19 protein-coding genes are annotated in these 24,623 nt (G+C 42.0%); 13 read left to right on the forward strand and 6 right to left on the reverse strand.

What is annotated here, in order from left to right; all coding sequences use genetic code 11:
- Positions 1-17: 17 nt before the first annotated feature.
- Together serC and LRQ06_RS01960 are read right to left on the reverse strand one after the other, a co-directional pair.
- Positions 18-1,112 (reverse strand): 3-phosphoserine/phosphohydroxythreonine transaminase, encoded by a 1,095-nt coding sequence (gene serC / locus LRQ06_RS01955; RefSeq protein WP_232764761.1) that lies wholly within the window; start codon positions 1,110-1,112, stop codon positions 18-20.
- A gap of 107 nt (positions 1,113-1,219) precedes the next feature.
- Positions 1,220-2,506, reverse strand: a complete 1,287-nt coding sequence (locus tag LRQ06_RS01960; RefSeq protein WP_232764762.1) for a DUF945 family protein — start codon at positions 2,504-2,506, stop codon at positions 1,220-1,222.
- Between the two features lie 146 nt (positions 2,507-2,652).
- Here LRQ06_RS01960 and LRQ06_RS01965 point away from each other — a divergent pair, with 146 nt between their 5' ends.
- The 3 genes from LRQ06_RS01965 (at position 2,653) to LRQ06_RS01975 (ending at position 5,830) form a co-directional block, all read left to right on the forward strand.
- The gene (locus tag LRQ06_RS01965; protein WP_232764763.1) at positions 2,653-4,596 is read left to right on the forward strand and encodes an ATP-binding protein; all 1,944 of its coding nucleotides are present in this window, start codon (positions 2,653-2,655) and stop codon (positions 4,594-4,596) included.
- Positions 4,597-4,621: 25 nt separating this feature from the next.
- Positions 4,622-5,122, forward strand: coding sequence for a response regulator (locus LRQ06_RS01970; protein ID WP_232764764.1), 501 nt, complete (start codon positions 4,622-4,624; stop codon positions 5,120-5,122).
- Positions 5,123-5,281: 159 nt separating this feature from the next.
- The gene (locus tag LRQ06_RS01975) at positions 5,282-5,830 is read left to right on the forward strand and encodes a hypothetical protein (RefSeq protein WP_232764765.1); all 549 of its coding nucleotides are present in this window, start codon (positions 5,282-5,284) and stop codon (positions 5,828-5,830) included.
- Between the two features lie 59 nt (positions 5,831-5,889).
- Here the strand turns inward: LRQ06_RS01975 and LRQ06_RS01980 are convergent, their stop codons facing one another.
- A complete protein-coding gene (locus LRQ06_RS01980) occupies positions 5,890-6,492 on the reverse strand; it encodes a TfoX/Sxy family DNA transformation protein (RefSeq protein ID WP_232764766.1) in 603 nt (200 codons plus the stop codon).
- Between the two features lie 295 nt (positions 6,493-6,787).
- On the opposite strand from LRQ06_RS01980, the gene LRQ06_RS01985 reads away from it, so the two are divergent.
- The 4 genes from LRQ06_RS01985 to LRQ06_RS02000 all read left to right on the forward strand — a co-directional run bounded on the left by LRQ06_RS01985 (position 6,788) and on the right by LRQ06_RS02000 (position 11,544).
- The gene (locus tag LRQ06_RS01985) at positions 6,788-7,708 is read left to right on the forward strand and encodes an HDOD domain-containing protein (RefSeq protein ID WP_232764767.1); all 921 of its coding nucleotides are present in this window, start codon (positions 6,788-6,790) and stop codon (positions 7,706-7,708) included.
- A gap of 12 nt (positions 7,709-7,720) precedes the next feature.
- Entirely contained in the window at positions 7,721-8,617 is an 897-nt protein-coding gene (locus LRQ06_RS01990) for a LysO family transporter (protein ID WP_232764768.1), read from the forward strand.
- A gap of 137 nt (positions 8,618-8,754) precedes the next feature.
- On the forward strand, positions 8,755-10,386 hold the full coding sequence (gene panP, locus LRQ06_RS01995) for a pyridoxal-dependent aspartate 1-decarboxylase PanP (RefSeq protein ID WP_232764769.1): 1,632 nt from the start codon (positions 8,755-8,757) through the stop codon (positions 10,384-10,386).
- Between the two features lie 303 nt (positions 10,387-10,689).
- Positions 10,690-11,544 carry a MurR/RpiR family transcriptional regulator gene (locus LRQ06_RS02000; RefSeq protein WP_232764770.1) on the forward strand — a complete coding sequence of 285 codons (855 nt, stop codon included), beginning with the start codon at positions 10,690-10,692 and terminating at the stop codon, positions 11,542-11,544.
- Positions 11,545-11,616: 72 nt separating this feature from the next.
- On the opposite strand, the gene LRQ06_RS02005 is transcribed toward LRQ06_RS02000, so the two are convergent.
- On the reverse strand, positions 11,617-12,870 hold the full coding sequence (locus LRQ06_RS02005; RefSeq protein ID WP_232764771.1) for an iron-containing alcohol dehydrogenase: 1,254 nt from the start codon (positions 12,868-12,870) through the stop codon (positions 11,617-11,619).
- Between the two features lie 282 nt (positions 12,871-13,152).
- Here LRQ06_RS02005 and LRQ06_RS02010 point away from each other — a divergent pair, with 282 nt between their 5' ends.
- Together LRQ06_RS02010 and LRQ06_RS02015 are read left to right on the forward strand one after the other, a co-directional pair.
- Positions 13,153-13,416, forward strand: coding sequence for a GrxA family glutaredoxin (locus LRQ06_RS02010; RefSeq protein ID WP_232764772.1), 264 nt, complete (start codon positions 13,153-13,155; stop codon positions 13,414-13,416).
- A 162-nt stretch (positions 13,417-13,578) separates the two neighbouring features.
- Positions 13,579-15,261: an aspartate:alanine antiporter gene (locus LRQ06_RS02015; RefSeq protein WP_232764773.1), complete on the forward strand. Its 1,683-nt coding sequence runs from the start codon at positions 13,579-13,581 to the stop codon at positions 15,259-15,261.
- 62 nt (positions 15,262-15,323) lie between these two features.
- Here LRQ06_RS02015 and fabV read toward each other — a convergent pair whose 3' ends face one another.
- The gene (gene fabV, locus LRQ06_RS02020; RefSeq protein ID WP_232764774.1) at positions 15,324-16,526 is read right to left on the reverse strand and encodes an enoyl-ACP reductase FabV; all 1,203 of its coding nucleotides are present in this window, start codon (positions 16,524-16,526) and stop codon (positions 15,324-15,326) included.
- Between the two features lie 389 nt (positions 16,527-16,915).
- Between fabV and LRQ06_RS02025 the strand changes: the two genes are divergently transcribed.
- The 4 genes from LRQ06_RS02025 (at position 16,916) to hutH (ending at position 22,504) form a co-directional block, all read left to right on the forward strand.
- Positions 16,916-17,824, forward strand: coding sequence for a 1-aminocyclopropane-1-carboxylate deaminase/D-cysteine desulfhydrase (locus LRQ06_RS02025; RefSeq protein ID WP_232765455.1), 909 nt, complete (start codon positions 16,916-16,918; stop codon positions 17,822-17,824).
- Between the two features lie 160 nt (positions 17,825-17,984).
- Positions 17,985-19,193, forward strand: a complete 1,209-nt coding sequence (hutI, locus tag LRQ06_RS02030) for an imidazolonepropionase (protein WP_232764775.1) — start codon at positions 17,985-17,987, stop codon at positions 19,191-19,193.
- A gap of 70 nt (positions 19,194-19,263) precedes the next feature.
- Complete coding sequence (hutU, locus tag LRQ06_RS02035) at positions 19,264-20,961, forward strand: urocanate hydratase (protein WP_232764776.1); 1,698 nt, start codon at positions 19,264-19,266, stop codon at positions 20,959-20,961.
- Positions 20,962-20,971: 10 nt separating this feature from the next.
- On the forward strand, positions 20,972-22,504 hold the full coding sequence (gene hutH, locus LRQ06_RS02040; protein WP_232764777.1) for a histidine ammonia-lyase: 1,533 nt from the start codon (positions 20,972-20,974) through the stop codon (positions 22,502-22,504).
- Positions 22,505-22,598: 94 nt separating this feature from the next.
- Here hutH and LRQ06_RS02045 read toward each other — a convergent pair whose 3' ends face one another.
- Positions 22,599-24,479 carry a methyl-accepting chemotaxis protein gene (locus LRQ06_RS02045; RefSeq protein ID WP_232764778.1) on the reverse strand — a complete coding sequence of 627 codons (1,881 nt, stop codon included), beginning with the start codon at positions 24,477-24,479 and terminating at the stop codon, positions 22,599-22,601.
- Positions 24,480-24,623 lie beyond the last annotated feature (144 nt).

Below are 24,623 nucleotides of genomic sequence, written 5' to 3' on the forward strand. Positions count from 1 at the left end.
ATTAGCAGCAAAGCCAATCAGGCATACTGCGCTTCAAACTCTTTCATAAATGAGACCAGAGCTTCAACCCCTTCGATGGTTGTCGCATTATAAATCGATGCTCTCATTCCACCGACAGCCCGGTGCCCTTTCAGCCCCATCAGACCTTTTCCTGTTGCCAGTTCAAGGAATTTGGCATCCAGTTCCGGTTTGGCAAGCTGGAATGGCACATTCATGCGAGAGCGGTTTTGTGGATGAATGGTATTACGGTAAAAATCAGAACTATCAATACAGCTGTATAGCAACTCTGCTTTTTTCGCATTAATCTCTTCCATGGCTTTCACACCACCGATTTCTTTCAGCCATTTAAAGACCAGTCCGGAAAGATACCAGGCAAAGGTTGGAGGTGTATTGAACATCGAATCTTTTTCGGCCAGCACTTTGTAATTAAGGACAGTTGGCAATTCGTTTTTCGCAAAATCCAAAAGATCATCACGGACAATCGCGATGCAAATACCGGCAGGTCCAACATTTTTCTGTGCTCCGGCATAAATAATACCGAATTTACTGACGTCAATTTGACGAGAAAGAATATTGGATGACATATCTGCGACTATCGGCTTATCAGTCACAGGGAGATCAAAGATCTCAACACCATCAATCGTTTCGTTCGGACAAAAGTGAACATAAGCCGAGTCCGGACTCACCTTCCATTGCGGTGCTGGTAGAATCGCTGTTTTGCCATCAACTTCAGTTTTGACATCACAGATATCTATTTCACAATATTTTTGCGCTTCATTGATGGCACTTTCTGCCCAATAACCACCATCAATATACGTCGCTTTTGTCGAGTCACCAAGTAAGTTAAGCGGCACGGCAGCAAACTGAGCACGTGCGCCACCCTGACAGAATAACACTTTATAATTGTCCGGAATCGATAACAGTTCTCTCAGATCTTGCTCTGCGTTTTCAGCCACTGCCATAAATTCTTTACTGCGGTGACTGATTTCCATTACCGACGTGCCCAGACCATTCCAGTTAACAAACTCAGCCTGTGCCTTTTCCATAACGGCTTTAGGTAATGCTGCGGGACCAGCACTGAAATTAAATACGGTGTCAGTTTTTGACTCCATGGGTAACTCGCTCCTGCTTAGAAATGATTAGTGATTAATATCACTAATTCTTCAATAAAAAAAGTGAACGGTGAAAATATATTATCCTTTGGTTCACAACGCCTTATTTACCGAACAAATAAGGGGAAAAGTACATTGATTATAGGGATCTTCTTACCATTAGGAAATAGCACTACACCATCTTTTATGGTCGCTTTTAATTCATAGCCTTTTCCCTGATCCGTTGCCATCTCCATAACCACTAATTCATCTAAAGATTCCTGCAAATTCGGGAACTCCGATGCCAGCTTTTTATCCACTGCGGAAGTCACTTCACCCTGTAGTGATTGCGCAATCGTGGCGATATCGGCCTTTATCTTTTCATCTCTGGGAGACAACGACAATTTAAGCTGGTTATTCATACTCCCCTGCTTGTAGCTAAATCCCAGCTTGTCTATATTGACATATAATCCTTTTGCAATAAGCCGGTTTATCAGATCTATCATCTGAGCCCTGACATTTTCTGCCTCTGACACATTCTTAGAAGACGATAAAGAATCCGATAAAACCGCCAGTTTCTGAAGCAGTCCGGCATTCAGATCGCCAATAGTGACATCAAGTTCCCCGTTATCAATTTGCCCGGCACCATTAGACACACTATCGACTGTAAAGTGATGACTGCTGGAAAAATTCGTTTTACCGGCATCCATTTCAGATAATAATTTATAAGAAATATCGCGTATCTGGATATCAAAATTCTGACCGGAAACACCCGGGCGGGACTCCGATAAAGAAACGCTTCCGATTTTAACGGTATTATCCCCTATCCAGATACGGTTCTGATTCACACCATTACCAGAAATGGATACGTTACCGACATCAAATTCCGTGCCATCAGAAGAAACATTTCTAAAATCAGGAATATGGATCTGATAAGACACCTGACCATTTGCTGTTATATCAGCTTCAACTGTCGACTGAGGTAAATGATATCCCCAGGATGAATGGCTATCCTGATAGTCAATGCCCCCGACTTTAGCAAACAACTCTGTGCTACCGTTCAGGTGAGTTTCACTTACAACAGAAATAGGTAACGTCTGGTCAACGGAAGAAGTCACACCATTAATTGAAAAAAAACCATGAGTAAAATGCGAATTGAAAAGGTAATCCGTCGGAATATGCCCTTCTTTTAATACCGCTTTTAACTGAGGATTTGTGATCGATACCTTTACCTGCGCATCGGAGGATAAATATCCTCTGTCATATTTTACAAGCTTAATCTCATAGGAACGATTATGGACTTCAGACAAAGCATTTTCAGCCACCCGCTGGCCAATTTGCCCAACAACTAACGGCCAACAGGCGATCAAACACAGAGCACCACCCACTGCAAAAAATTTTTTTAATTTGTCCATATTACCTACTGTTTTTTTGTTCATTTTTAACGATAAGCCCTGAATTTTTATTAACTTGGTGCTTATTATAAAACCCAGCTCGCATCCAAATTTGTTAAAGAATAGTAAACTACATAATTAACAATCATAACAAGCGTAGACTGGTAATGAATAAATTTGCGATCGTCTGTTTGGATAATAACCCAATCTGTATAGAGCAATTTCAGGAAGAGCTTGTCCATTTTTCAGATTGTTTTGATCTTTACTGCATCGAATCTCTGGATGACGCGACTCAAACCATTGATTTTATCACGGGCCAAAAGCAGACCGTTGCACTGTTTGTCGCAAGTCATCATTCCGCTCTCCATGGTGCGGACTACCTGATTGAGCTGGAAAAATCACCAAATACAAAAAAAAGTCACAAGATACTTGTTCTTAGTGACGAAAAAGACCTTCCTGCCATGCTAAACACCGTTAACGAAGGTCGTTTAGACCACTGTCTGACAAAACCACTGGCCAGTAACGTACTCTATTCTATCGCAAAAAAAGAACTGACTAAATTCGTTATCGAGCAGGATAAGAAAAACCTGCTTTTCTACAGTCAGACCCTCGACAGCAAAACCTTACTGGATACACATATCAGCCAGTCAATGAAAAATTACCGTCAGGGCTTTCTTACCAATTACCATGACCTGTCAGACGAACAGTTAGCGGAAGATGTCATCATCGCGTTATACCATTTTTTTGAAAAAGAAGATGAAACCAAAGCCTGCCGGACCTATTCCAAAAATCATGTCCTGACCCGCGAAGGAACTGAAAATCGTTTTTTGTGGTTTATCAGCAATGGCGAAGTAGCTCTGTATAAAAAAGATGAACACGGCACAGAACGTGAAGTTGTACGACACAGCAAAGGGAATCTGGTCGGCGGCATGTCATTTGTTACCGGAGAACCATCTTTTTCAACCGCTGTTACATTGACAAAAACACATGTCATTAAACTTGACCGGGAAGTCTTTGCCAAAGTAATGCATTCTAACAGCGAACTGCTTCCTCTGTTCACTAACCTGCTGCTCAGGCATTTTAACCGCCGTTTACAAAGAAGCATTAATACAAAACTGCAGTTAGAAGAAACATTAGAGTCATTAGAAAGTGCCCAGAACGAACTCATAGAAAAAGAAAAAATGGCGGTGTTGGGGCAACTGGTTGCCGGTGTTGCTCATGAACTAAACAATCCGATTGCAGCCATTGCCCATCAGGCATCCAAGATTACATCGGCTCTGCAAAGTATTCTGAATACTCAGCAATCCGGCGTAGAAAATGAGATGTACCCGTCATTCGCAGAACTGTTTCAAAAAGGGAGCTCGAGTACCCCAATATCAACCGTGGAACAAAGAACCAAAGTGAATGAGCTGAATAATGAGCTGAATAATCGCACATTAAGTAAAAAAATAGTCCGACTCCAGCTTGAACAGAATAAGCAAGTCACAACAAAAGCTAAAACGTATCCAAAACAGTCACTGGCTGAGCTATCAGAGCTTGAGCATTATACTCAGTTGGGCGAATCCCTTCGATCCATTAAAGTCTGCTCTGGACGTATTGCTCAAATGGTTAAAAGCCTGAAGACGTATGCCAGAAAAGACACGGAAAAGAGACAACTCTCGAACATCCAGGAGGGAATTGACGATACATTAGTGATTTTCGAAAGCAAACTTCAACGCCATGATATTGTTAAGAAGTATCACAAAATACCTGAAATTTACGAATGGGGTAACAGTCTTCAGCAGGTTTGGACTAATCTTATATCAAATGCCATTGATGCATTGGAAGACAATAAAGGACTCATCGAAATTTCTACGCATCTGACAGAAATAGATAATTCGGATTACATTAAAGTGAGTGTCGCCGACAGCGGCGTTGGTATTGCACCGGAAAAACTTGATCATGTATTTGAACTAAACTTCACAACGAAAAAAGAAGGCAATTTCGGATTGGGCATTGGCCTGTCTATTTGCCAGCAAATTGTTCACCGGCACGATGGCTGGATGGATATCAAATCTACATTAGGTAAAGGAACAACAGTATCTGCTTATCTGCCAGTTAAGCAATCATAGTTAGCCTGACTTTAGGAGAATACGAATGACTCAACAATTTCTTATACTATGTGTCGATGATGAAAGAGATGTTCTGGATAGTGTCGTTCAGGATCTGGAAGAATTTGAGGAACACTTTATTGTTGAAGCGGCAGAATCCGTAAGCGAAGCCAAAGATGTGATTGCAGATTATGCATCACAGGACATTCCCTTAGCACTTGTTTTGTGTGATCACATCATGCCGGAACAAACCGGAATAAGCTTTCTGATTGAACTGAACGACGAAGAGCCCACATTTCATACCCGAAAACTGTTATTAACAGGACAAGCCGGACTGGACGATACAGTTGAAGCCATTAACCATGCCTGCCTTGATTTCTACATTGGCAAACCATGGGACCAGTATGAGTTGAGAAAAACCATTAAACACCAGCTTACTCTGTTTGTGATTAACTACTCTTCTGACCTGACCCCCTGGCTGAATATACTTGAAGCGGATCTTTTACTGAAAAAAATGGCCGAAAAACGAAATCAATTCGGAGAATAAGTCAAACTGGCATTAATATTGCTAAATCTCTGTTAGAAAGTCAGAAGTATGACGCTATTGAGTAGTTTTTTTCCACATTAAGTGTTTAATATGCAGATAGATAATACATCGCCACTTAAAGTGTCATTAACAGGGATTCATTAACAACAGGTTTTAGCTATGCGTAAAGTCATTAGTGCAACAGTATTATTATTAGTCTCAGGTTATTCACAAGCGGCTGTTGATCCAAGCAGTTCGTCTGTGATGAGTAATTTTAGTTATGACTATGTGGAAGCTCGTATTGGCGCCAGCCCTAATACCTATGGTGCTGGAATGAGCATGTCCATTCATCCGAATGCTCATGTCATTGCTCGTGTTGACTCTGAGCTTGATGGCGATATGGATTTAGCCGCTGGTTTAGGGTTTCATGCTCCAATCAACAATTGGGCTGACTTTACCGGTGAGGCATTAGCAAGATATACTGATCCTGAGCATTCAGACAGTGATACCGGTATGGAGTTAAATCTTGGTGTTCGTCAATGGCTTGGGCCTCAGTTAGAAGTCGGTGGCAAAATTGGCTATATAACCATTGATAATGATGATGACTGGCTGGGTGCAGCATACGCACGATTCCATTCTACAGAACTGTTTTCAGTAGGCCTTGAAGCCAGATTCAATGAAGTTCTCTATGATGATCAGCTTCTGTTTAGCGCAAGATTTAAATTCTAATCTGGCTACGAGCACTGCTGTTTATTTAAAACTAGCAGTGCTCCGCAATGCATATGTAGTCAGAACTCTGATTCAGCTATCTTAAGCATGAGCCGATCAACCGTTGGCTGCTGTATTAGCTGCCATTGGAGCCGGTTGATTGCGCCATACAATTTTAGCAATACCCGTTTATCGGTTTCTCTCCCATTCAGCGCCCTGACCTTTGCTACTTTAATAAATGCTTTTTCTGCTCCCAGTTCTAATAATTCGGGAACCGAGCATATGCTTGCTTTTTTTAGCATTCTCTCAAGAGAGACATTCATATTCGGTAAATTACGAAGTCTTGCATTTTCACAATGGTTTTTGAAAACAGATTGCCGAATGGCTAAATTTTTTGAAGAATGGATAAGCGGTTGCATATAGGAATGATTGTGAACAGCCAAATCGGTAACATCATAATAATTAACAGTTGTTGTTGAATGTTTCTTTTCCAGACAATATCGCCCGCATTCAAATTCCTGAAACCAGGAATCCAACCAACTTCCTCCCTTCAGATACAACTTATCGTCTCCGACAAGTGCAAACATTACCCCCTGGCAAAACACACCAAGATCACCAAAAATGGGCTTTGTTTTCATGTTATTTTCAATCATGACCAAGTGACAAAAATGATTTTTAATCATTAGATATCCTTTCAAATTCTTACAAAGAAAACTTTTAACTTATTGTGTATAAAGGGATTAACCTCTCACATATAACCGATGTAAATGGTAATTTAAAATAAAATTTGTGATATGTATTCCATGTGAGAATGAATGATTTTCAGCCAGAAAAAGTCGTAATTTTTAGTGTTTATGTGTAAAAACTCTCACTTCATCCGATTTGAATCAAAAAGCACTGACTTTATTAGCTCAAAAGATTGCAGTACCCACTAAAGCAATCGATAATGTAAATAACTGCCAGTAAATAAGATTTATCATGGATCACGTATCATTTTTTTGGACCCCGAATCAACAGAACGACATGCTTAGTGCCGTTGAACGAGATTTCTGTCAGATGGTTGATGAATCAATCGCTAACGGAAAAATTGTCTTGCCGCCAATTCCGGCAGTCGTCTTAGAGATTCAAAAACTTTGTACTAACGAAGAAACAACTCTGGCGGATGTATCAGAGTGCTTACTGAATGATCCAAGTCTGACGGCTGTGGTTCTCAGAATCGCGAATTCCATCATATTCAACCGACGAAACATCCTTTTTTCTGACGTTCATACTGCGGTATCACGTTTAGGTATTTCCCGTGTACGTGACATTGTCACTGCTCAATCTATTGAACAATTGAAATATTCCATTACATTAGGAAACGAATGCAAAAGCATTCTTCGCCAAAGTGCGACGACGTCCCGGGAACTGGGCGCAACAATGGTCCTCATAACCAAACAGTTCAAAGAAATCAACTCTGGTAAATATGATTATCTTGAACCAGATAAAGCATTATTAGTCGGACTGCTGGCTGATATTGGTCTGTTTTGTCTGTTAAGTGAATATCAGATGTTTCTTGACCGCGGTAACTATATTGATAAAGAAATAATTCTCAAATTATTTGAATCCCGATGTGCTCAAACCAGTCATCATGTTCTGAAATGTTGGGGGTTTGATGAAGACTTTCAGGAAGTGGCCAGTAACAACCCACTAACACCAAAATACAAACCGGTATCTTATCTGGACATTGCTCAAATGGCCTATTATCTGCTTAAATCCAGAAAACAGGATTTAACCGAAGAAGAACAGGACATCGAATTAACAACGGACAGTGTTCAGGTTCTGTATGATCTAAGCAGCAAAAAACACCATGAATTCGATTCTATGGTTTCTGAGGTTGTCAACATGGCCGGATTTTAAAAACACGATTTTATGTTTCTCTCAGCATTTTTAATATTCCTGCCATTATTGGCAGGTTTTTGTATTAAATTCAAAAATACTCACTACCTTTCTTATAGCCGGAAAACGTCTGAATATCTCATCGCAGGAATTTTATTTCTTTTAGGACTTAATCTGGCCTCATTGGAAAATATTACTCAGAATCTGGGGAAAATAGGAACAACCGTTCTGTGTTTCTTCTTTGTGATCTCTTTGCTTAATTTTTTAACTTTATCTTTTTTAGATAAAAAAATATCTATCGAAACCACAGCTCAGCGTCATGTATTACCTCTCTCTCGACTGGTTCTGAATACATTCAAACCCATTTTCTATGTCATTCTGGGCCTGTGTACCGGTTTTCTGCTTATCGTAAAAACAGCTTATATCAACGAAGGGATGGAAATTGCTTTATACGTTCTGCTTTTTACCATCGGAATAGACCTGAGAGCCAATAATATTCGTTTCAGAGACATCCTCTTTAATACCACAGGAATAAAAATTGCTGTCTATGTCATCATTTCCTCCTGGCTTGCCGGAGGCCTGATTTCCGTTGTAACCGATATCCCTGTAAAACTGGCTCTTTCCATGTCTTCCGGCTTTGGCTGGTATTCTCTGACCGGCATTTTAATTGGTGAACATTATGGTCCGGTATACGGAACGGCTTCCTTTCTGGTCGAGCTGTTTCGGGAATTACTTGCACTAACCATGATTCCTTTATTAATCAAAAGCCGCCCCTGTACTTCCATCGGTATCGCCGGCGCCACAGCCATGGACTTCACGTTACCGCTGATTCAGACCAACGGCGGATTCCGGTGTGTTCCGGTTGCATTAATCAGCGGTTTTCTCCTCAGCGCTCTTGTGCCTGTCCTTATCCTGTCAATTACCGCTTAGATATAACCCAGACCAACATAAAGGTACCAGACAATAAAACGATAAGATAAAGGGCAACCTAATTTCTACAAGACAACGTCTTTCTTTTCGTATAGATTGTCCGCCCAAAAGAAATAAGATAAAGACACCAGAGACAAATGGTTTCAGATAAAAACACAGCAAAAGCAAATTCAGAAAATCTTCTTAAGATTTTTACCGTTCCGGAAGGTCCGGATTCTGCTTTAACAAGAATCGAAGAACAAATTTCAAAAAACCTGAACCAATTTCTAAAAGAGCATATTGTGGCAGACGCAAAATCTCTTTTAGAAATTGAAGATGATTTCCGAGACTACCAAATACCGGAACAGCCTCAGTTTGTCTCCGAACATACACAGCAGCTAATGGATAAAGTCATATCTCATTCGGTACATACTTCATCCCCCTGGTTTATCGGTCATATGACCTCTGCACTGCCCTATTTCCTGATGCCATTGGCCAAACTCATGACCGCACTGAATCAAAATACCGTGAAGGTCGAAACGTCTAAGGCATTTACACCGATGGAAAGACAGGTCATTGGTATGCTGCATGAATTAATTTTCCATCGTTCGTCCGACTTTTATCACTGCCATATGCACAGTGCAAATCATTCTCTGGGGGCGATTTGCTCCGGAGGAACTGTTGCGAACATCACTGCACTGTGGGTAGCCAGAAATCAGGCTTTATGTGCAGATGGAATATTTCCCGGAGTAGAAAAAGCCGGATTAGTTGCCGCCATTCAACATTACGGCTACCGGGATATTGCAGTGTTAGTCTCAGAACGAGGTCATTATTCACTGAAGAAAGCAACGGATTTACTCGGAATCGGTCAACACAATTTGCTAACGATTCCAACGGATGAACATAATCATCTGGATCTGAAAGCGTTACACAACACCATTACAGAATTAAAAAACCAACATATTTTACCCATCGCCGTGATTGCCGTTGCCGGGACAACAGAGACAGGTAGCGTTGATCCCATTAATGATATTGCCGAGATCTGTGAAAAAGAAAAAATCTATTTTCATGTCGATGCGGCCTGGGGAGGGGCAACACTCCTGTCAAATCGATACCGGCATTTGCTATCCGGAATTGAACGGGCCGACAGTGTAACTATTGACGCTCATAAACAACTTTATCTTCCAATGGGTGCCGGAATGGTTATTTTCAAAGAAGCTTCCTCCAGCAATACCATAGAGCATCACGCACAATACATTCTCAGAGAAGGATCTAAAGATCTTGGCTCCAGAACGCTGGAAGGTTCCAGACCCGGAATGGCAATGCTTATCTATTCAGCAATGCATATTATCAGCCGCCAGGGTTACGAATTACTTATTAATCAAAGCATAGAAAAAACGAAAGCCTTTGCGGATATGATCCGGGAACAACATGATTTTGAATTAATATCAGACCCGGAATTATGCATACTGACTTATCGTTATGTTCCTGAATTTGTAAATCTTTCACTTTTAACTAATTCCGGCATCAGAAAAACTGTAAACAATTTACTAAACGAACTAACGATATTCATCCAGAAAAAACAACGTGAAGCAGGTAAATCTTTTGTATCCAGAACCTTGTTAAATCCGGGGAAATGGGATAAACAGAAAGTCATCGTCTTTCGTGTTGTTCTTGCTAATCCACTAACAACCAATGCAATTTTACATTCAGTTCTCGAAGAACAACGGTGTATTGCACAAGAAGCAACCGATATTCTCGAACAGCTGACTTCTTTAATTAATCACTAATTTATAAGCCAAACAAATATTTATACTTTCATTTATTTATGTAAGATTATTTCTCTGATATGTAATCTAATATCCAATTTCTGCATAAACGAGCAATTTCCGAGTACAAGTTTGAAAGTATTCCTTCATTTTTGAAATTTTGTTTGAGGCTTGTCATATTCTTATCATTTGATAATTTTAAGTACTACAGAATTTTCATTAATTGGGTTTATACTGCTCTCAGGCACAAATTCAGATAATTTTTAGCTTTTACTTTTGATTTAAATATTTCAAGAGACCATTTCTCAATTCCGTGTGAACACTATGAATACATTAGAAAAGATTCAAAATAATTTAGAAAATTTTAGCAAGTCTGAACGAAAAGTCGCAGAAGTTATAATGGCATCACCACAGACTGCGATTCACTCAAGCATTGCAACACTTGCCAAAATGGCTGATGTCAGTGAACCCACGGTAAACCGCTTTTGTCGCCGTCTGGATACGAAAGGATTTCCTGACTTTAAACTGCATTTAGCTCAAAGTCTGGCAAATGGTACGCCTTATGTGAACCGTAATGTCGAAGAAGACGACGGACCTGATGCATACACACACAAAATTTTCGAATCTACAATGGCCTGTCTGGACGTAGCGAAAAACAGCATCGATCCTGTTCAGGTAAACCGGGCTGTGGATCTGTTAACTCAGGCTAAACGTATCTCTTTTTTCGGACTGGGTGCTTCATCGTCTGTCGCCCGGGATGCACAGAATAAATTTATTCGTTTTAACATCCCGATTGCCTGCTTTGAAGATATTGTAATGCAACGAATGAGCTGCATTAATTCAACCGATAATGATGTGGTCGTTCTTATCTCCCACACTGGCAGAACCAAAAGTCAGGTGGAAATTGCGAATCTGGCAAGACAAAATGGATCAACCGTTATTGCTATTACAGCAAAAGACTCACCCCTTGATCACGCCAGCTCTTTGTCTATCTGCCTCGATGTGCCGGAAGATACGGATGTGTATATGCCGATGGCAAGTCGCGTAGTTCAGATGACCGTTATAGATGTTCTGGCAACGGGTTTCACCTTACGCCGTGGTAGCGGTTTCCGTGAAAACCTTAAACGGGTCAAAGATGCACTCAAAGACTCTCGCTACGATAAATTACCACAACTATAAGTAATTCATAACCCGATAAAAATAAAAGCCTGCACATACAGGCTTTTATCATTTCAGTCACACTGTATATGTCTACCGGGTACTTTCACTTTGTCTCTCAGTTGGATCATGCAAAAACTCAACCTTATTGCTGACCATTTCGGCAGTACCTTCATCACAACATTCACCATTATCATCACACTGGCAAACCTGCTCCAGAATTGACATGAGTCTTTCCTTCGTTAAGGGAAATGGATTTCCCTTTATCGATGACGAAACAAGAGCATCATCGGCTACTTTATCAAACGACGTTCTGCATACACCGTAATCAGATAAGCTGGGAATCGGTAGCTTATCCAACATCATATTTACCCACAATACTGCATCTTTAACATGCGTATGCCGCCGTCGGGTAAGTATTTGCGCCAGTTTATAGTACCGTTTCAGTACGTCCTTGCGATTTTCGCGCATTGCGGCATTGATATTTTCCTGCATAACAAAAGGAGCCAGATGAGACGAAATAACAGCGTGAGGCGCATCCAGTTTTCCGCCCAATGCCGAAGCCAGCCCATGAGCAGCGCCTAATTTTGCGTTACTTAATGCCATCCCTCCCAGCATGGCCGCAAAAGAAATGTCACTACGAGCCTGATGATCATCATCCAGACAGGCAGGAATAATTGAATCCCGGATACGTTTGAATCCTTCTTCGCAAATCATATCAGTAATAGGGTTAGGCTCACCGCACACATACGCTTCCATTAAATGGACAAACGCATCCATCGCTCCCCGGGCCGATTTCTTTGGTTCCATCCCATACGTCAATGAAGGGTCAATCAACGCGACATCAGGCAACATTTCCGGGCTTTTCAGGCTGACCTTAAGTTTATCCTGACCCGATTTTAGTACTGCATTCTGCGTTACTTCTGAACCGGTACTGGCTGAAGTCGGAATAGCAATAAATGGCAATGGTTTGGTTTTAATCGGAACCCGGCGCCCAAGTGCTTCCACATAATCATACAAATTTCCTTTATTAGGAATCAAAGCAGCCAGCGCTTTTCCCGTATCAATCACACTTCCCCCACCTATAGAAACAACAACATCAGGCTGAAATTCCCTTGCCTTCTGAGCAATCTCTTCAACGGCACGGATATAGGGTTCTCCAGAAATCGCAACATGCTGATAATGCATCTTTTGAGATTTCAAATACTCAACAATATGATTAAACCGGGAAGCATCTTGACCGGAAACAAGAAGAACACTGTAACCATACTGATTAATGATCGATAGTGACTCCCTAAGGGTGCCTTCCCCAAAACATATTTTAGTTGAGGTCATAAACTGGAACATTAGCTTCCTCCTACCTCAGACTTCTCTGAGAAAAGCTTGGACTCAATTCTGAAAAATTTATTTGATACACTACAACTTGCCTAAATTTTTATATGTACTTATTGTCAATATCATGCGAATGCTCACACAGATAGGTAATAAAAAATACTTTTTTACATCTTATCTGCTGTAATAAACAAATTGCTTATGATAGGTTTTATCTATTAAATCAAAAGCTAAATGTCACTTTATTATCCAAACTATTTGGGGCATAGTGTGGCAAGAATAATTAAGGAGAAAGTTATGTTTGCAGTTATATTTGGTCGCCCTGGATGTCCTTTTTGTGTACGTGCAAAAGAACACGCAGAAACATTAAAAGAAAAACGCGATGATTTTAATTTCCGTTATGTCGATATTCAGGCAGAAGGAATTAGCAAAGCGGATTTAGAAAAAACCGTTGGCAAACCGGTAGAAACCGTTCCTCAGATTTTCATTGATCAGGAACATATCGGTGGATGTACCGAATTTGAAGCTTACGCAAAAGAAAATCTGGGCTTGTTTGATTAATAATCAACCTACTCCATATTATTTAAACCCGCTTCTGCGGGTTTTTTTATTCTGTTTTAAATATTTAATAAATTTTAAAATTTCAAGTTATCTTTTAATCAATTTGCTATACAATCGTCCGGCAATTACTTTCTTTTTTGGCATAGATAATTTGAGTTTGCCGTGAATATAGATATCGTTACTTTGCTAGACCAAAATCCGATTTTATTAATTTTTGTTGTTCTGGGTATCGGCTTAGCCATTGCAAAAATTCGTATCGGTAGTTTCCAGTTTGGGAATTCTATAGGTGTCCTGATTACCTCGCTCGCCATGGGGCACTTAGGATTTTCTTTTAATTCAGAAGCTCTTACCATTGGTTTTATGCTGTTTATCTATTCCGTAGGTATTGAGGCAGGCCCCAACTTCTTTAGCATCTTTTTCCGTGATGGGAAACACTATCTCATTCTAAGTCTCGTTGTTTTAGGCTTTGCAAATCTCATTGCCTATTTTGGCAGCCAGTTCCTTCATCTCGATTTTGGTTTATCTGCAGGCATGATGGCCGGAGCACTGACATCAACTCCGGTTCTGGTTGGCGCGCAGGATGCTCTGAACTCCGGACTGGCAAATATTCCTCATAATATGACGCTGGACACCGTACTGGAAAATGTCTCCGTCGGTTATGCCATGGCCTATCTGGTTGGTCTGATTAGTATGATCATCTTTGCAAAACTGCTTCCTAAATTACAAAAACAGAATCTGTCTGATTCAGCGCAACAAATTGCTCAGGAACGTGGATTAGGACACAACGGTCAAAGGAAAGTATATCTGCCTATTATACGGGCTTACCGGGTTGGTAAAGAACTTATTGACTGGATAGATGGCCGTAACCTCAGAGAACTGGGTATTTACCGGCAAACCGGCTGCTACATTGAAAGAATTCGCAGGAATAATATTATTGCTCACCCGGATGGCGATGCCATTCTGCAGGAAGGAGATGAAATCGCGTTAATGGGTTTCCCGGACAGCCATGCAAGGCTCGATCCCAGTTTCCGGAATGGTAAAGAAGTCTTTGATCGTAACCTGCTGGATTTGCGGATTTCAGAAGAAGAGATCGTCGTTAAAAGCGACGGCATCGCAGGGAAAAGACTGTCAGATCTGAATCTTTCAGAATATGGCTGTTTTCTGAACCGGGTCACCCGGGCACAAATCGAAATGCCGATGGATCTGGACATAGTCTTAGCGAAAGGCGACGTACTTCAGGTTAGTGGTGAAAGAACCCGGATAAAAGGACTGGCAGAAAAAATCGGTTTCATCTCTATTCACAGTCAAGTTGCTGATTTACTGGCATTTTGTAGCTTCTTCATATTAGGTATCATCCTGGGACTGGTTACCATGACATTTGGTCAGGTTTCCTTTGGCCTGGGGAATGCTGTTGGTCTGCTACTTTCAGGAATTATGCTAGGGTTTCTGAGAGCCAATCACCCTACCTTTGGTTATGTTCCTCAGGGAGCGTTAAACATGGTCAAAGATCTGGGTCTGATGTTCTTTATGGCCGGTATTGGTTTAAGCGCCGGTGGAAAAATGTTCGATCACTTGTCATCTATCGGTGGTCAGGTCTTTGGTCTGGCATTACTGGTTAGTGTGGTTCCGGTCTTTTTCGCCTATTTAATCGGTGCTTATATTCTCAAAATGAACCGAGCATTGCTATTTGGAGCCATCATTGGGGCAAGAACCTGCGCACCGGCAATGGATATCGTAAATGACTATGCAAAATCCACCATTCCCGCACTTGGCTATGCAGGTACTTATACTATTGCTAATATTTTGATGACTCTGGCGGGAACCCTGATGATTCTGCTTACCTGATGAAATGTTGTACGGACAAAAAAGGCGCTTTACGCGCCTTTTTTCTAACCGGAAACAGCCGATTACAGATTAATAACATCAAATCCGACAACAGGATTTACATCTGCTTCGTAGTCGATACCATCAATACCGAAACCGAACAATTTCAGAAATTCTTCTTTGTACTCATCATAATCAGTCAGATCGCGCAAATTTTCTGAAGTAATCTGAGGCCAAAGTTTCTGGCAATGAGCCTGAATATCCTCACGCAATTCCCAGTCATCAAGACGTAAACGATTTTTATCGTCAACATCAGGTGCGTTTTTATCAGCACGATACAAACGTTCACTGAACAGTCGGTAAATCTGTTCCATGCAACCTTCATGAAGACCTTCTTCACGCATTTTTTTGAACACCATCGCAATGTACAAAGGCATGACCGGAATGGCAGAGCTGGCTTGTGTAACCACAGATTTCAGTACAGACACATTTGCTGCGCCGCCTTTTGCTGCAAGTTTTGTATTCAGTTCGAGTGCCGCACGGTCTAAGTCCATTTTGGCCCGACCCAATGCACCTTCCCAGTAGATAGGCCAGGTTAATTCTGTACCAATGTAGCTGTAAGCAACGGTACGGCACCCTTCGGCAATAACACCGGCTTCATCCAGTGCATTAATCCAAAGTTCCCAGTCCTGACCACCCATAACAGTAACCGTATCTTCGATTTCCTGTTCAGTCGCAGGCTCAACACTGGCTTCAATGATAACATCACGGTTCGTGTCAACAGCCGTTGAGGTATATGTATCACCAATTGGTTTCAGTGAAGAACGGATTAATTCGCCGGTATCCGGTAATTTACGAACCGGAGAAGCAAGAGAGTAAACAACCAAGTCAATCTGACCAAGGTCTTCTTTAATAAGTTCAATTGCTTTTTGTTTTGCTTCATGAGAAAAAGCATCACCATTGATGCTCTTCGCATAAAGGCCTTCTTCATGCGCAAATTTTTCAAAGGCAGCGGCGTTATAATAACCAGCAGTTCCCGGTTTTTTCTCAGTTCCCGGTTTTTCGAAAAATACACCTATTGTTGATGCACCGCCACCGAATGCAGCAGCAATACGGGAAGACATACCATAGCCACTGGAAGCCCCGACGACTAAAACGCGTTTAGGCGCATTTTCAATCTTACCTTTAGCTTTAGTATATTCAATTTGTTCTTTAATATTCGCTTCACAACCCGATGGGTGTGTCGTTGTACAAATAAATCCACGAATTCTAGGTTTGATGATCATATTCAACTTCCTTTAAAAATCTTCGCTAGGATAAAAGTTTCAGAAAAAAATCTCATCCTCTTTGTGATAATTTATGACAAAAAGCATAGAAGTCTGCGTTCTAACCAACGTTTGTGCCGCAAAATTGTTCATTTTTTGTTCTTTCTGAAATTTTTTCATTTTTATTTGAACTATTTTTTAAATCACGCGTCTCAATAAGTACACGTTAACGGTAAACCTAATGTTTAAGTTTATTTGTCGACATTTAGTTTCTCTGTTTACGCTGCTTTTTCTTGTTAACTCCTATTATATAGCCCAGCTCAACACATTAGAGCTGGGTTTTCTTTATCTGTCTCCTAAAAAGCAATGTGATATATTACACCTCAAATCCATAAGAGAATGACCTGATGATAACCTTATCTCACAGTCCTGTGACAAAACATACATACCAGGATTATGAGTTTTATCTGAAAAGGGATGACCAGCTGCATCCTCAGTTTTCAGGTAACAAAGCCAGAAAACTCAAATCACTGGTCAGTTCGCCTCCTGCCGGTATCAGAACATTAATCAGTTATGGTTCGCCTCAGGCAAACTCATTATATTCATTTTCGGCACTGGCTCACCTGCATAACTGGGAGTTCGAATTTTATGTAGACCACATTCCGGATACCTTAGTTCACTCTCCGATAGGTAACTACAAAGGCGCTCTGGGGCTTGGGGCCAATATTATTCCGGTTTCAGAAACAGCAAAGTTTCCTATTCACCCGAGAGATTATATTCATCAGGTGCGTCAACCAGATGAACGATGTCTGGTGGTTCCAGAAGGCGGACGATGCCACCTTGCTAAAGAGGGAGTGTATTCTCTGGCAGACGAATTACTGACTTACATTGAATTAAATCAGCTTCATAATGTTGTTGTCGCCCTTCCCTCCGGTACCGGAACAACTGCCGTATATTTAAATCATGCTTTATCAAAGAAAAATATTAAGGTTATTACCTGTGCCTGTGTCGGTGGTAATGACTACCTGACAAAACAATTTTCTGAACTTCTGCCTGATTCGCATCACCCTGAAATTCTGTCTCTGTGCAGAAAAATGCATTTCGGGAAGCTGTACGATGAGTATTTTCAGATTTGGAACGAGTTATTTAACCAGACCGGAGTGGAATTTGATCTGCTGTACGATCCTCTGATGTGGCGGTGCCTGCAACAATGGTTGCCAAAAAACAAAGATAAAACTCTGATATACATTCATCAGGGGGGGATTCTGGGTAACGAAAGTATGAAAGCACGCTATCGGTATTTTTATCGAAATAAATAGTATCTAAAGATAAAAGGCATTTAAATTTCTCAAAGGTAAGATAGAGTAATTCCAACTTCTTCTACTACATCATTCAACATTTTTCTAACAAATCACTTGTCAAACTGGCCGGTTTGGTTTATTTGTATATACATATAGAGTATACAAATGGATTTTTTGCATGCACTGGATACTGGCTAACGTACACATTGTTTCAATGAAACCCGGAGCTGAAGGCTACCAGGTTTCAGATTGTGCCCATATTGAAATCAGTAATAACAAAATAACCGCGATTCATCCCGGAGCCTTCCCGGAAGATCTTTCTGTGGAAGTGATTAACGGTCATCAATGTCTTGTCACGCCGGGGCTCATCGATTGCCATACGCATCTGGTCTATGGGGGCAATCGCTCCAATGAGTTTGAAATGCGATTAAATGGTGTTCCCTATACCGAAATTGCTAAGAAAGGCGGTGGTATTCTGGCAACTGTCAATGCCACCAGAAGCGCATCTGTTGAAGAGCTGATTGAATCGGCATTACCCCGTCTTGACGGACTCATAAAGAGTGGTGTGACAACTGTAGAAATAAAATCCGGATATGGTCTTAACTTAAACGACGAAATAAAAATGCTCAGGGCGGCAAAAGCGCTCAGTCTTCACCGCCCCGTTAAAATAGAAACCACGTTACTTGCCGCTCATGCTGTACCACCAGAATATCAACAAGCTCCGGATGATTATGTTTCTTTGATTTGTGACACCATCATACCACGGGCGCGAGAAGAACATTTAGCGTCTGCCGTCGATGTTTTTTGTGAATCCATCGCTTTTTCGCTTGAGCAGACTGAAAAAATATTTCAGGCCGCCATTAAATATGGATTAAAAATCAAAGGACATATGGAACAACTGACTCATTCAGGCGGCAGTGAGCTCACAGCCAGATATCAGGGACTGTCCGTTGATCATATTGAGTATCTCGATGAAAAAGGCGTTCTGGCACTGTCACAGTCAGGGACTGTCGCTACTCTGCTTCCTGGAGCCTTTTATTTCTTAAGAGAAACGCAGCAACCACCGGTAAAACAGCTACGTGAACATAATGTTCCTATCGCACTGTCAACCGATGCCAATCCCGGCACTTCCCCATTTTACGATCTCACTCTTATGATGAACATGGGATGCACTCTGTTTGGTCTTACACCCGAAGAATCGTTGCGTGGTGTTACCTGCAATGCGGCAAAAGCACTCGGTATTCATCATCACACAGGTGCGATTGATATAGGGATGACCGCTGATTTAACCCTATGGGACACCAGTGACCCGGCAGATCTGAGTTATCAGTTCGGCAATCAAAAAGCGTTAGCCCGTGTGGTTGACGGACATTATCACCAGATTTAACGACAACGACTAATTGACCGGCCTACATGAAATGGCTGGTTGCAACAGAACATTCACAAGGAAATGAACCATGTCTGCACAAGATAACACCGGAACCCGTCTCGACGACACCCGGACCATACATGCTCCCAGAGGAACTGAACTAAATGCAAAATCCTGGCTGACGGAAGCACCTCTTCGTATGCTGATGAATAACCTTGACCCGGATGTCGCAGAACATCCTCATTCACTGGTCGTCTATGGTGGGATCGGTCGTGCTGCCCGCAACTGGGAATGCTATGACAAAATCATTGAAACCCTGAAACGACTTGAAGAAGATCAGACTCTGCTGATTCAGTCAGGCAAACCGGTTGGCGTGTTTCCAACACACAAAAATGCACCCCGGGTTTTGATTGCCAATTCAAATATTGTTCCCCACTGGGCGAACTGGGAACATTTTAACGAGCTCGATAAAAAAGGGCTGATGATGTATGGTCAAATGACCGCAGGTTCATGGATTTACATTGGCGCTCAGGGGATTGTACAAGGTACGTATGAAACCTTTGTGGCTGTCGCCAAAAAACATTATGACGGTGACGTCAAAAACCGTTGGATACTGACCGGTGGTCTTGGCGGAATGGGTGGAGCGCAGCCACTGGCTGCAACCATGGCGGGCTTTTCCATGATAGCCGTCGAGTGCGATGAATCACGAATTGATTACCGTCTTCGTACCGGTTATGTCGATAAAAAAGTCACCTCTCTGGACGAAGCACTTGCCGTCATCAAAGAATCAACCACTCCGGTCTCCGTTGCGCTACTGGCCAATGCCGCTGATATTTTTAAAGAATTGGTTGACCGAAATATTACGCCGGACGTGGTCACTGACCAAACCTCAGCTCACGACCCACTAAACGGTTATTTGCCTCAGGGGTGGACACTGGAGAAAGCCAGAGACATGAGGAAAACAGACGAAGCAGCTGTTGTTAAAGCGGCCAAAGCGTCAATGGCCGTTCATGTTCAGGCTATGCTAGATCTACAAACCCGTGGAGCCGCGACTCTGGACTACGGTAATAATATCCGTCAGATGGCCTTTGAAGAAGGGGTAAAAAATGCGTTTGATTTCCCCGGGTTTGTTCCGGCTTATATTCGTCCCCTGTTTTGCGAAGGCATTGGCCCCTTCCGCTGGGCGGCACTTTCCGGCGACCCGGAAGATATCTATAAAACCGACCAAAAAGTCAAAGAACTGATTCCTGACGATCCTCATCTTCATAACTGGCTTGACATGGCTAAAGAAAGAATTCACTTTCAGGGCCTGCCATCACGAATTTGTTGGGTCGGCCTGAAAGACCGCGAAAGATTAGGTCAGGCTTTTAACCAAATGGTAAAAGACGGGGAATTAAAAGCGCCGATTGTCATCGGGCGTGATCACTTAGATTCCGGCTCGGTCGCAAGTCCTAACCGGGAAACGGAAAGCATGAAAGATGGTTCTGATGCCGTTTCAGACTGGCCACTGCTTAATGCCTTGCTAAACACCGCAGGAGGCGCAACCTGGGTATCACTTCATCACGGTGGTGGTGTCGGAATGGGATTCTCTCAGCACGCTGGTATGGTTATCTGTTGTGATGGAACCGATGAAGCAGCAGAACGTATAGGACGGGTACTGCATAATGATCCGGCAACCGGAGTCATGCGTCATGCGGATGCCGGCTATGATATTGCCAAACAATGTGCTGCCGAACAAAAACTGGATTTACCTATGCTCAATGACGAGCTGGCAACACATAAGTAAGGATAGAACAATGTTTGATTTATCGATTAAACCAGGGAAGTTAACGCTTGCTCAGCTTCGTCGTGTCAGCCGGGAACCGGTACGGTTATCTCTCGTACCTGAAGCCTTTGCAGACATTGATAAGAGCACAAAAATGGTTGAAAAGGTCATTGCAGAAGGCCGGACCGTTTACGGTATTAATACCGGATTTGGCTTACTGGCGAATACAAAGATTGCCCCGGAAGATCTGGAAACACTGCAAAAAAGTATCGTTCTTTCCCACGCGGCCGGAATCGGGGAATTCATGCACGATGAAACCGTCCGTCTGATGATGGTATTAAAAATTAACAGTCTGGCTCGCGGCTATTCCGGCATTCGTTTATGCGTTCTGGAAGCATTAATGACACTGGTCAATCACGAGGTTTACCCTTGTATTCCGCAAAAAGGCTCAGTAGGCGCATCCGGGGATCTGGCACCTCTTGCCCATATGTGTACCGTTCTGCTTGGTGAAGGACAGGCACGTCATAATGGTGAAATCATTTCAGGAAAAGCCGCTCTGGCTATGGCAGGTTTAGAACCTGTAACACTGGCACCGAAAGAAGGGCTTGCCCTTCTTAACGGGACTCAGGCCTCAACTGCGCTTGCACTGGAAGGACTCTTTATCGCCGAAGATCTCTACGCCTCCGCGACTGTCTGTGGGTCCATGTCGGTTGAAGCAGCATTAGGAAGCCGTCGGCCGTTTGATCCCAAAATTCATTTAGTTCGAGGCCATCAGACACAGATTGATGCCGCTGCCGCATATCGTTACCTGCTGGAGGAAACGAGCGAAATCGGAGAATCTCACGCTGATTGCGAAAAAGTACAGGACCCCTATTCGCTACGCTGTCAACCTCAGGTAATGGGAGCCTGTCTGCAACAGATTCGCAATTCGGCCGATACGCTTCTGACAGAGTCAAATTCCGTCTCTGATAATCCTCTTGTCTTCCCTGACGAAGACGACATCATCTCCGGGGGTAACTTCCACGCCGAGCCGGTAGCAATGGCGGCCGATAATCTGGCATTGGCTATCGCTGAAATCGGAAGCCTTTCTGAACGGAGAATGGCTCTGCTTATAGACAGCGGTTTAAGTAATCTTCCTCCGTTTCTGGTTGATAATGGTGGTGTGAATTCCGGCTTTATGATTGCTCAGGTCACATCGGCTGCCCTGGCCAGTGAGAACAAAACCCTCGCCCATCCGGCTTCGGTAGACAGCCTGCCAACGTCAGCGAACCAGGAAGACCATGTTTCCATGGCCACTTTTGCGGCCCGCCGTCTGAGAGATATGGGAGAAAACACCCGTGGCATCCTTGCTGTCGAATATCTGGCATCCGCTCAGGGTATTGATTTCAGGGCACCGAAACTCTCAACATCAAAAATTGAACAGGCTAAGGCCATGCTAAGAGCACATGTTCCTTTTTACGATAAAGATCGCTACTTCGCTCCGGATATCGCCAAAGCTAATGGCGTACTGCTATCGGCACAGCACAATGCGCTAATGCCTGCAGACCTTCTTCCAAGCCTGTAACCAAAGTGGAAAAAGAAGCATAACGCGATAATAAAAAAACCACCTGATGCGAATATCCAGGTGGTTTTTACTTTTCTGACAAAATGACTAAACGTTAAATCTTAAAGCGGTTCAGATCATTCTTTTGTGTTTCAGCCAACTGCGACAACTCCGAAGAAGCCTGTAATGTCTGATTTATTGCTGAGACATTACGCCGGACCAAATCAAATACCTGAGTAGTGTTCTGAGAAATCTCCTCTGTCACACTGTACTGCTGCTGGGACGCCGTCGCCACCAGAGTATTAATCTCAGATATCGATCCAATAGCCGCTGAAATATCCGTAAAAGACGTTTTGATGTTCTCAGCAAGCGTGACCGAGTTTCCAATCAATTCCAGATTCTGATTCATATTATTGTTGGCCGTTTCCGATTGCGTCTGAAGTTTCTCTATCACTTCCTGAATCGTTACAGTCGATTGCTGAGTCTTTGATGCCAGATTACGGACTTCATCCGCAACCACCGCAAACCCCCGGCCATATTCTCCAGCCCTGGCAGCCTCAATGGCAGCATTCAGTGCAAGCAGGTTCGTCTGCTCTGAAATTTGGTTAATCACTTCCGTCACAGAACCAATCTCAATGGCAAACTCTCTCAATTCTCCAATAATTACAGCGGTATCCGTTACTGATGAACTAATTTTATTCGTCAGCGTGATATTCTTTTCCAGCGTATCCTGTCCGTCCGAAACATTGGACAACGTTTTATTGGTTTCCTCTTCTGCCAATGCCGCCTTATTACACACTTCCAGAGAGGTGGAGGATAGTTCACTGATGGCAGTGGATATTTGTTCAATCTGATTTTGTTCATCCTGAGCATTCTTCAATGTGTCTTCCATAACCGTATTCAGTTCATGAGAAGCAGAAGAAACACTTTCAGAAATACCATGAGACCCTTTAATCAAAGAACGTAGCTGATGGGAAAAATGATTCAAAGACAGGTTGATCCCCGATGGTATGCCATCGGATTCTTTATTTTCCCTCAAATCACCTTCAGCCATTTTCTCCATCAATGACGCAATATGATCCGGTGCACCACCAACAGGTTTCAATATCAGCTTTTTAATAATAAAAAGCATAATAGTAATCGCAAACACCAGACAGACTACTGCAACAATTAACGAAAATAATAAATTATCATTCGCGCTTTGAGCTATTTCACGACTTTTCTTAAATGTCACGAATTCCCACCCATTGATGTCTAATCTTCCCCAAAAAGAGGTAAACTGGATATCCTGATTATCAATATTTGCTTTATATGTAAGTTCCGGATTATCACGATTAAAATGTTTAAAGTCAGGCCGTGCATCATAGACGTTTTTATTGATGAGATCCGGGTAAGGGCTTAACATTAACTTACCATCAGATGCATACATATAAATATTTTTCTTTTTCAGCAAGTCACCTAAAATAATTTCCGCATCGGTACTGGACAATATTCCAATATCACCTGATGCTTTGTATGCAATACCTAATGCCTGTTTACCCGTGGTCGCAGAAGTATAAGGTGCAGAAACATAAAAATTCCGGTCCTTATTAAAGATTTCATCATAATAAGCCCGGTGTAAATCCCGCACGTTGAAATCAAGCTTTTTCCCTGTCTGATCAAAAATGACACCGTGCCGGTTAAAAACAAAAACACCCAGATTGGCATCTTTTTGAATCTGAGCAAACAGCTTTAATTGCTGAATCAGATGAGCAGACAAGTGATCATCACTCACATCAGAGGCCGATAATTTAATCGACGAAAGCATCCGGTAATAGCTATTGAACTTTTCAGTTAACTCCGTTTGTATATTCTTATTTTTTTCTTTTAGAATGGACTTTGTCAGCGTGATGCTTTCAGATTTAAATGACGTATAGCTAATCACCATTAATGTAATAACAATTAATGTAATTATTAGACTTAACGCTCCAATAATTTGCATTTTAAATTTATTCATATAATTACACCCGACCTACTACATAGTACTTCAATTAATTCACAGACTGAGTAACACAGTAATAACACAAAATTTCTACCAAAAATAACAGAAATCAGATTAGGTATCTCAGTAATATTTTTATTTATATATTCTTACAATTAT

The organism is Vibrio salinus (genome assembly GCF_021272385.1).
Classification (GTDB): Bacteria; Pseudomonadota; Gammaproteobacteria; order Enterobacterales; family Vibrionaceae; genus Vibrio; species Vibrio salinus.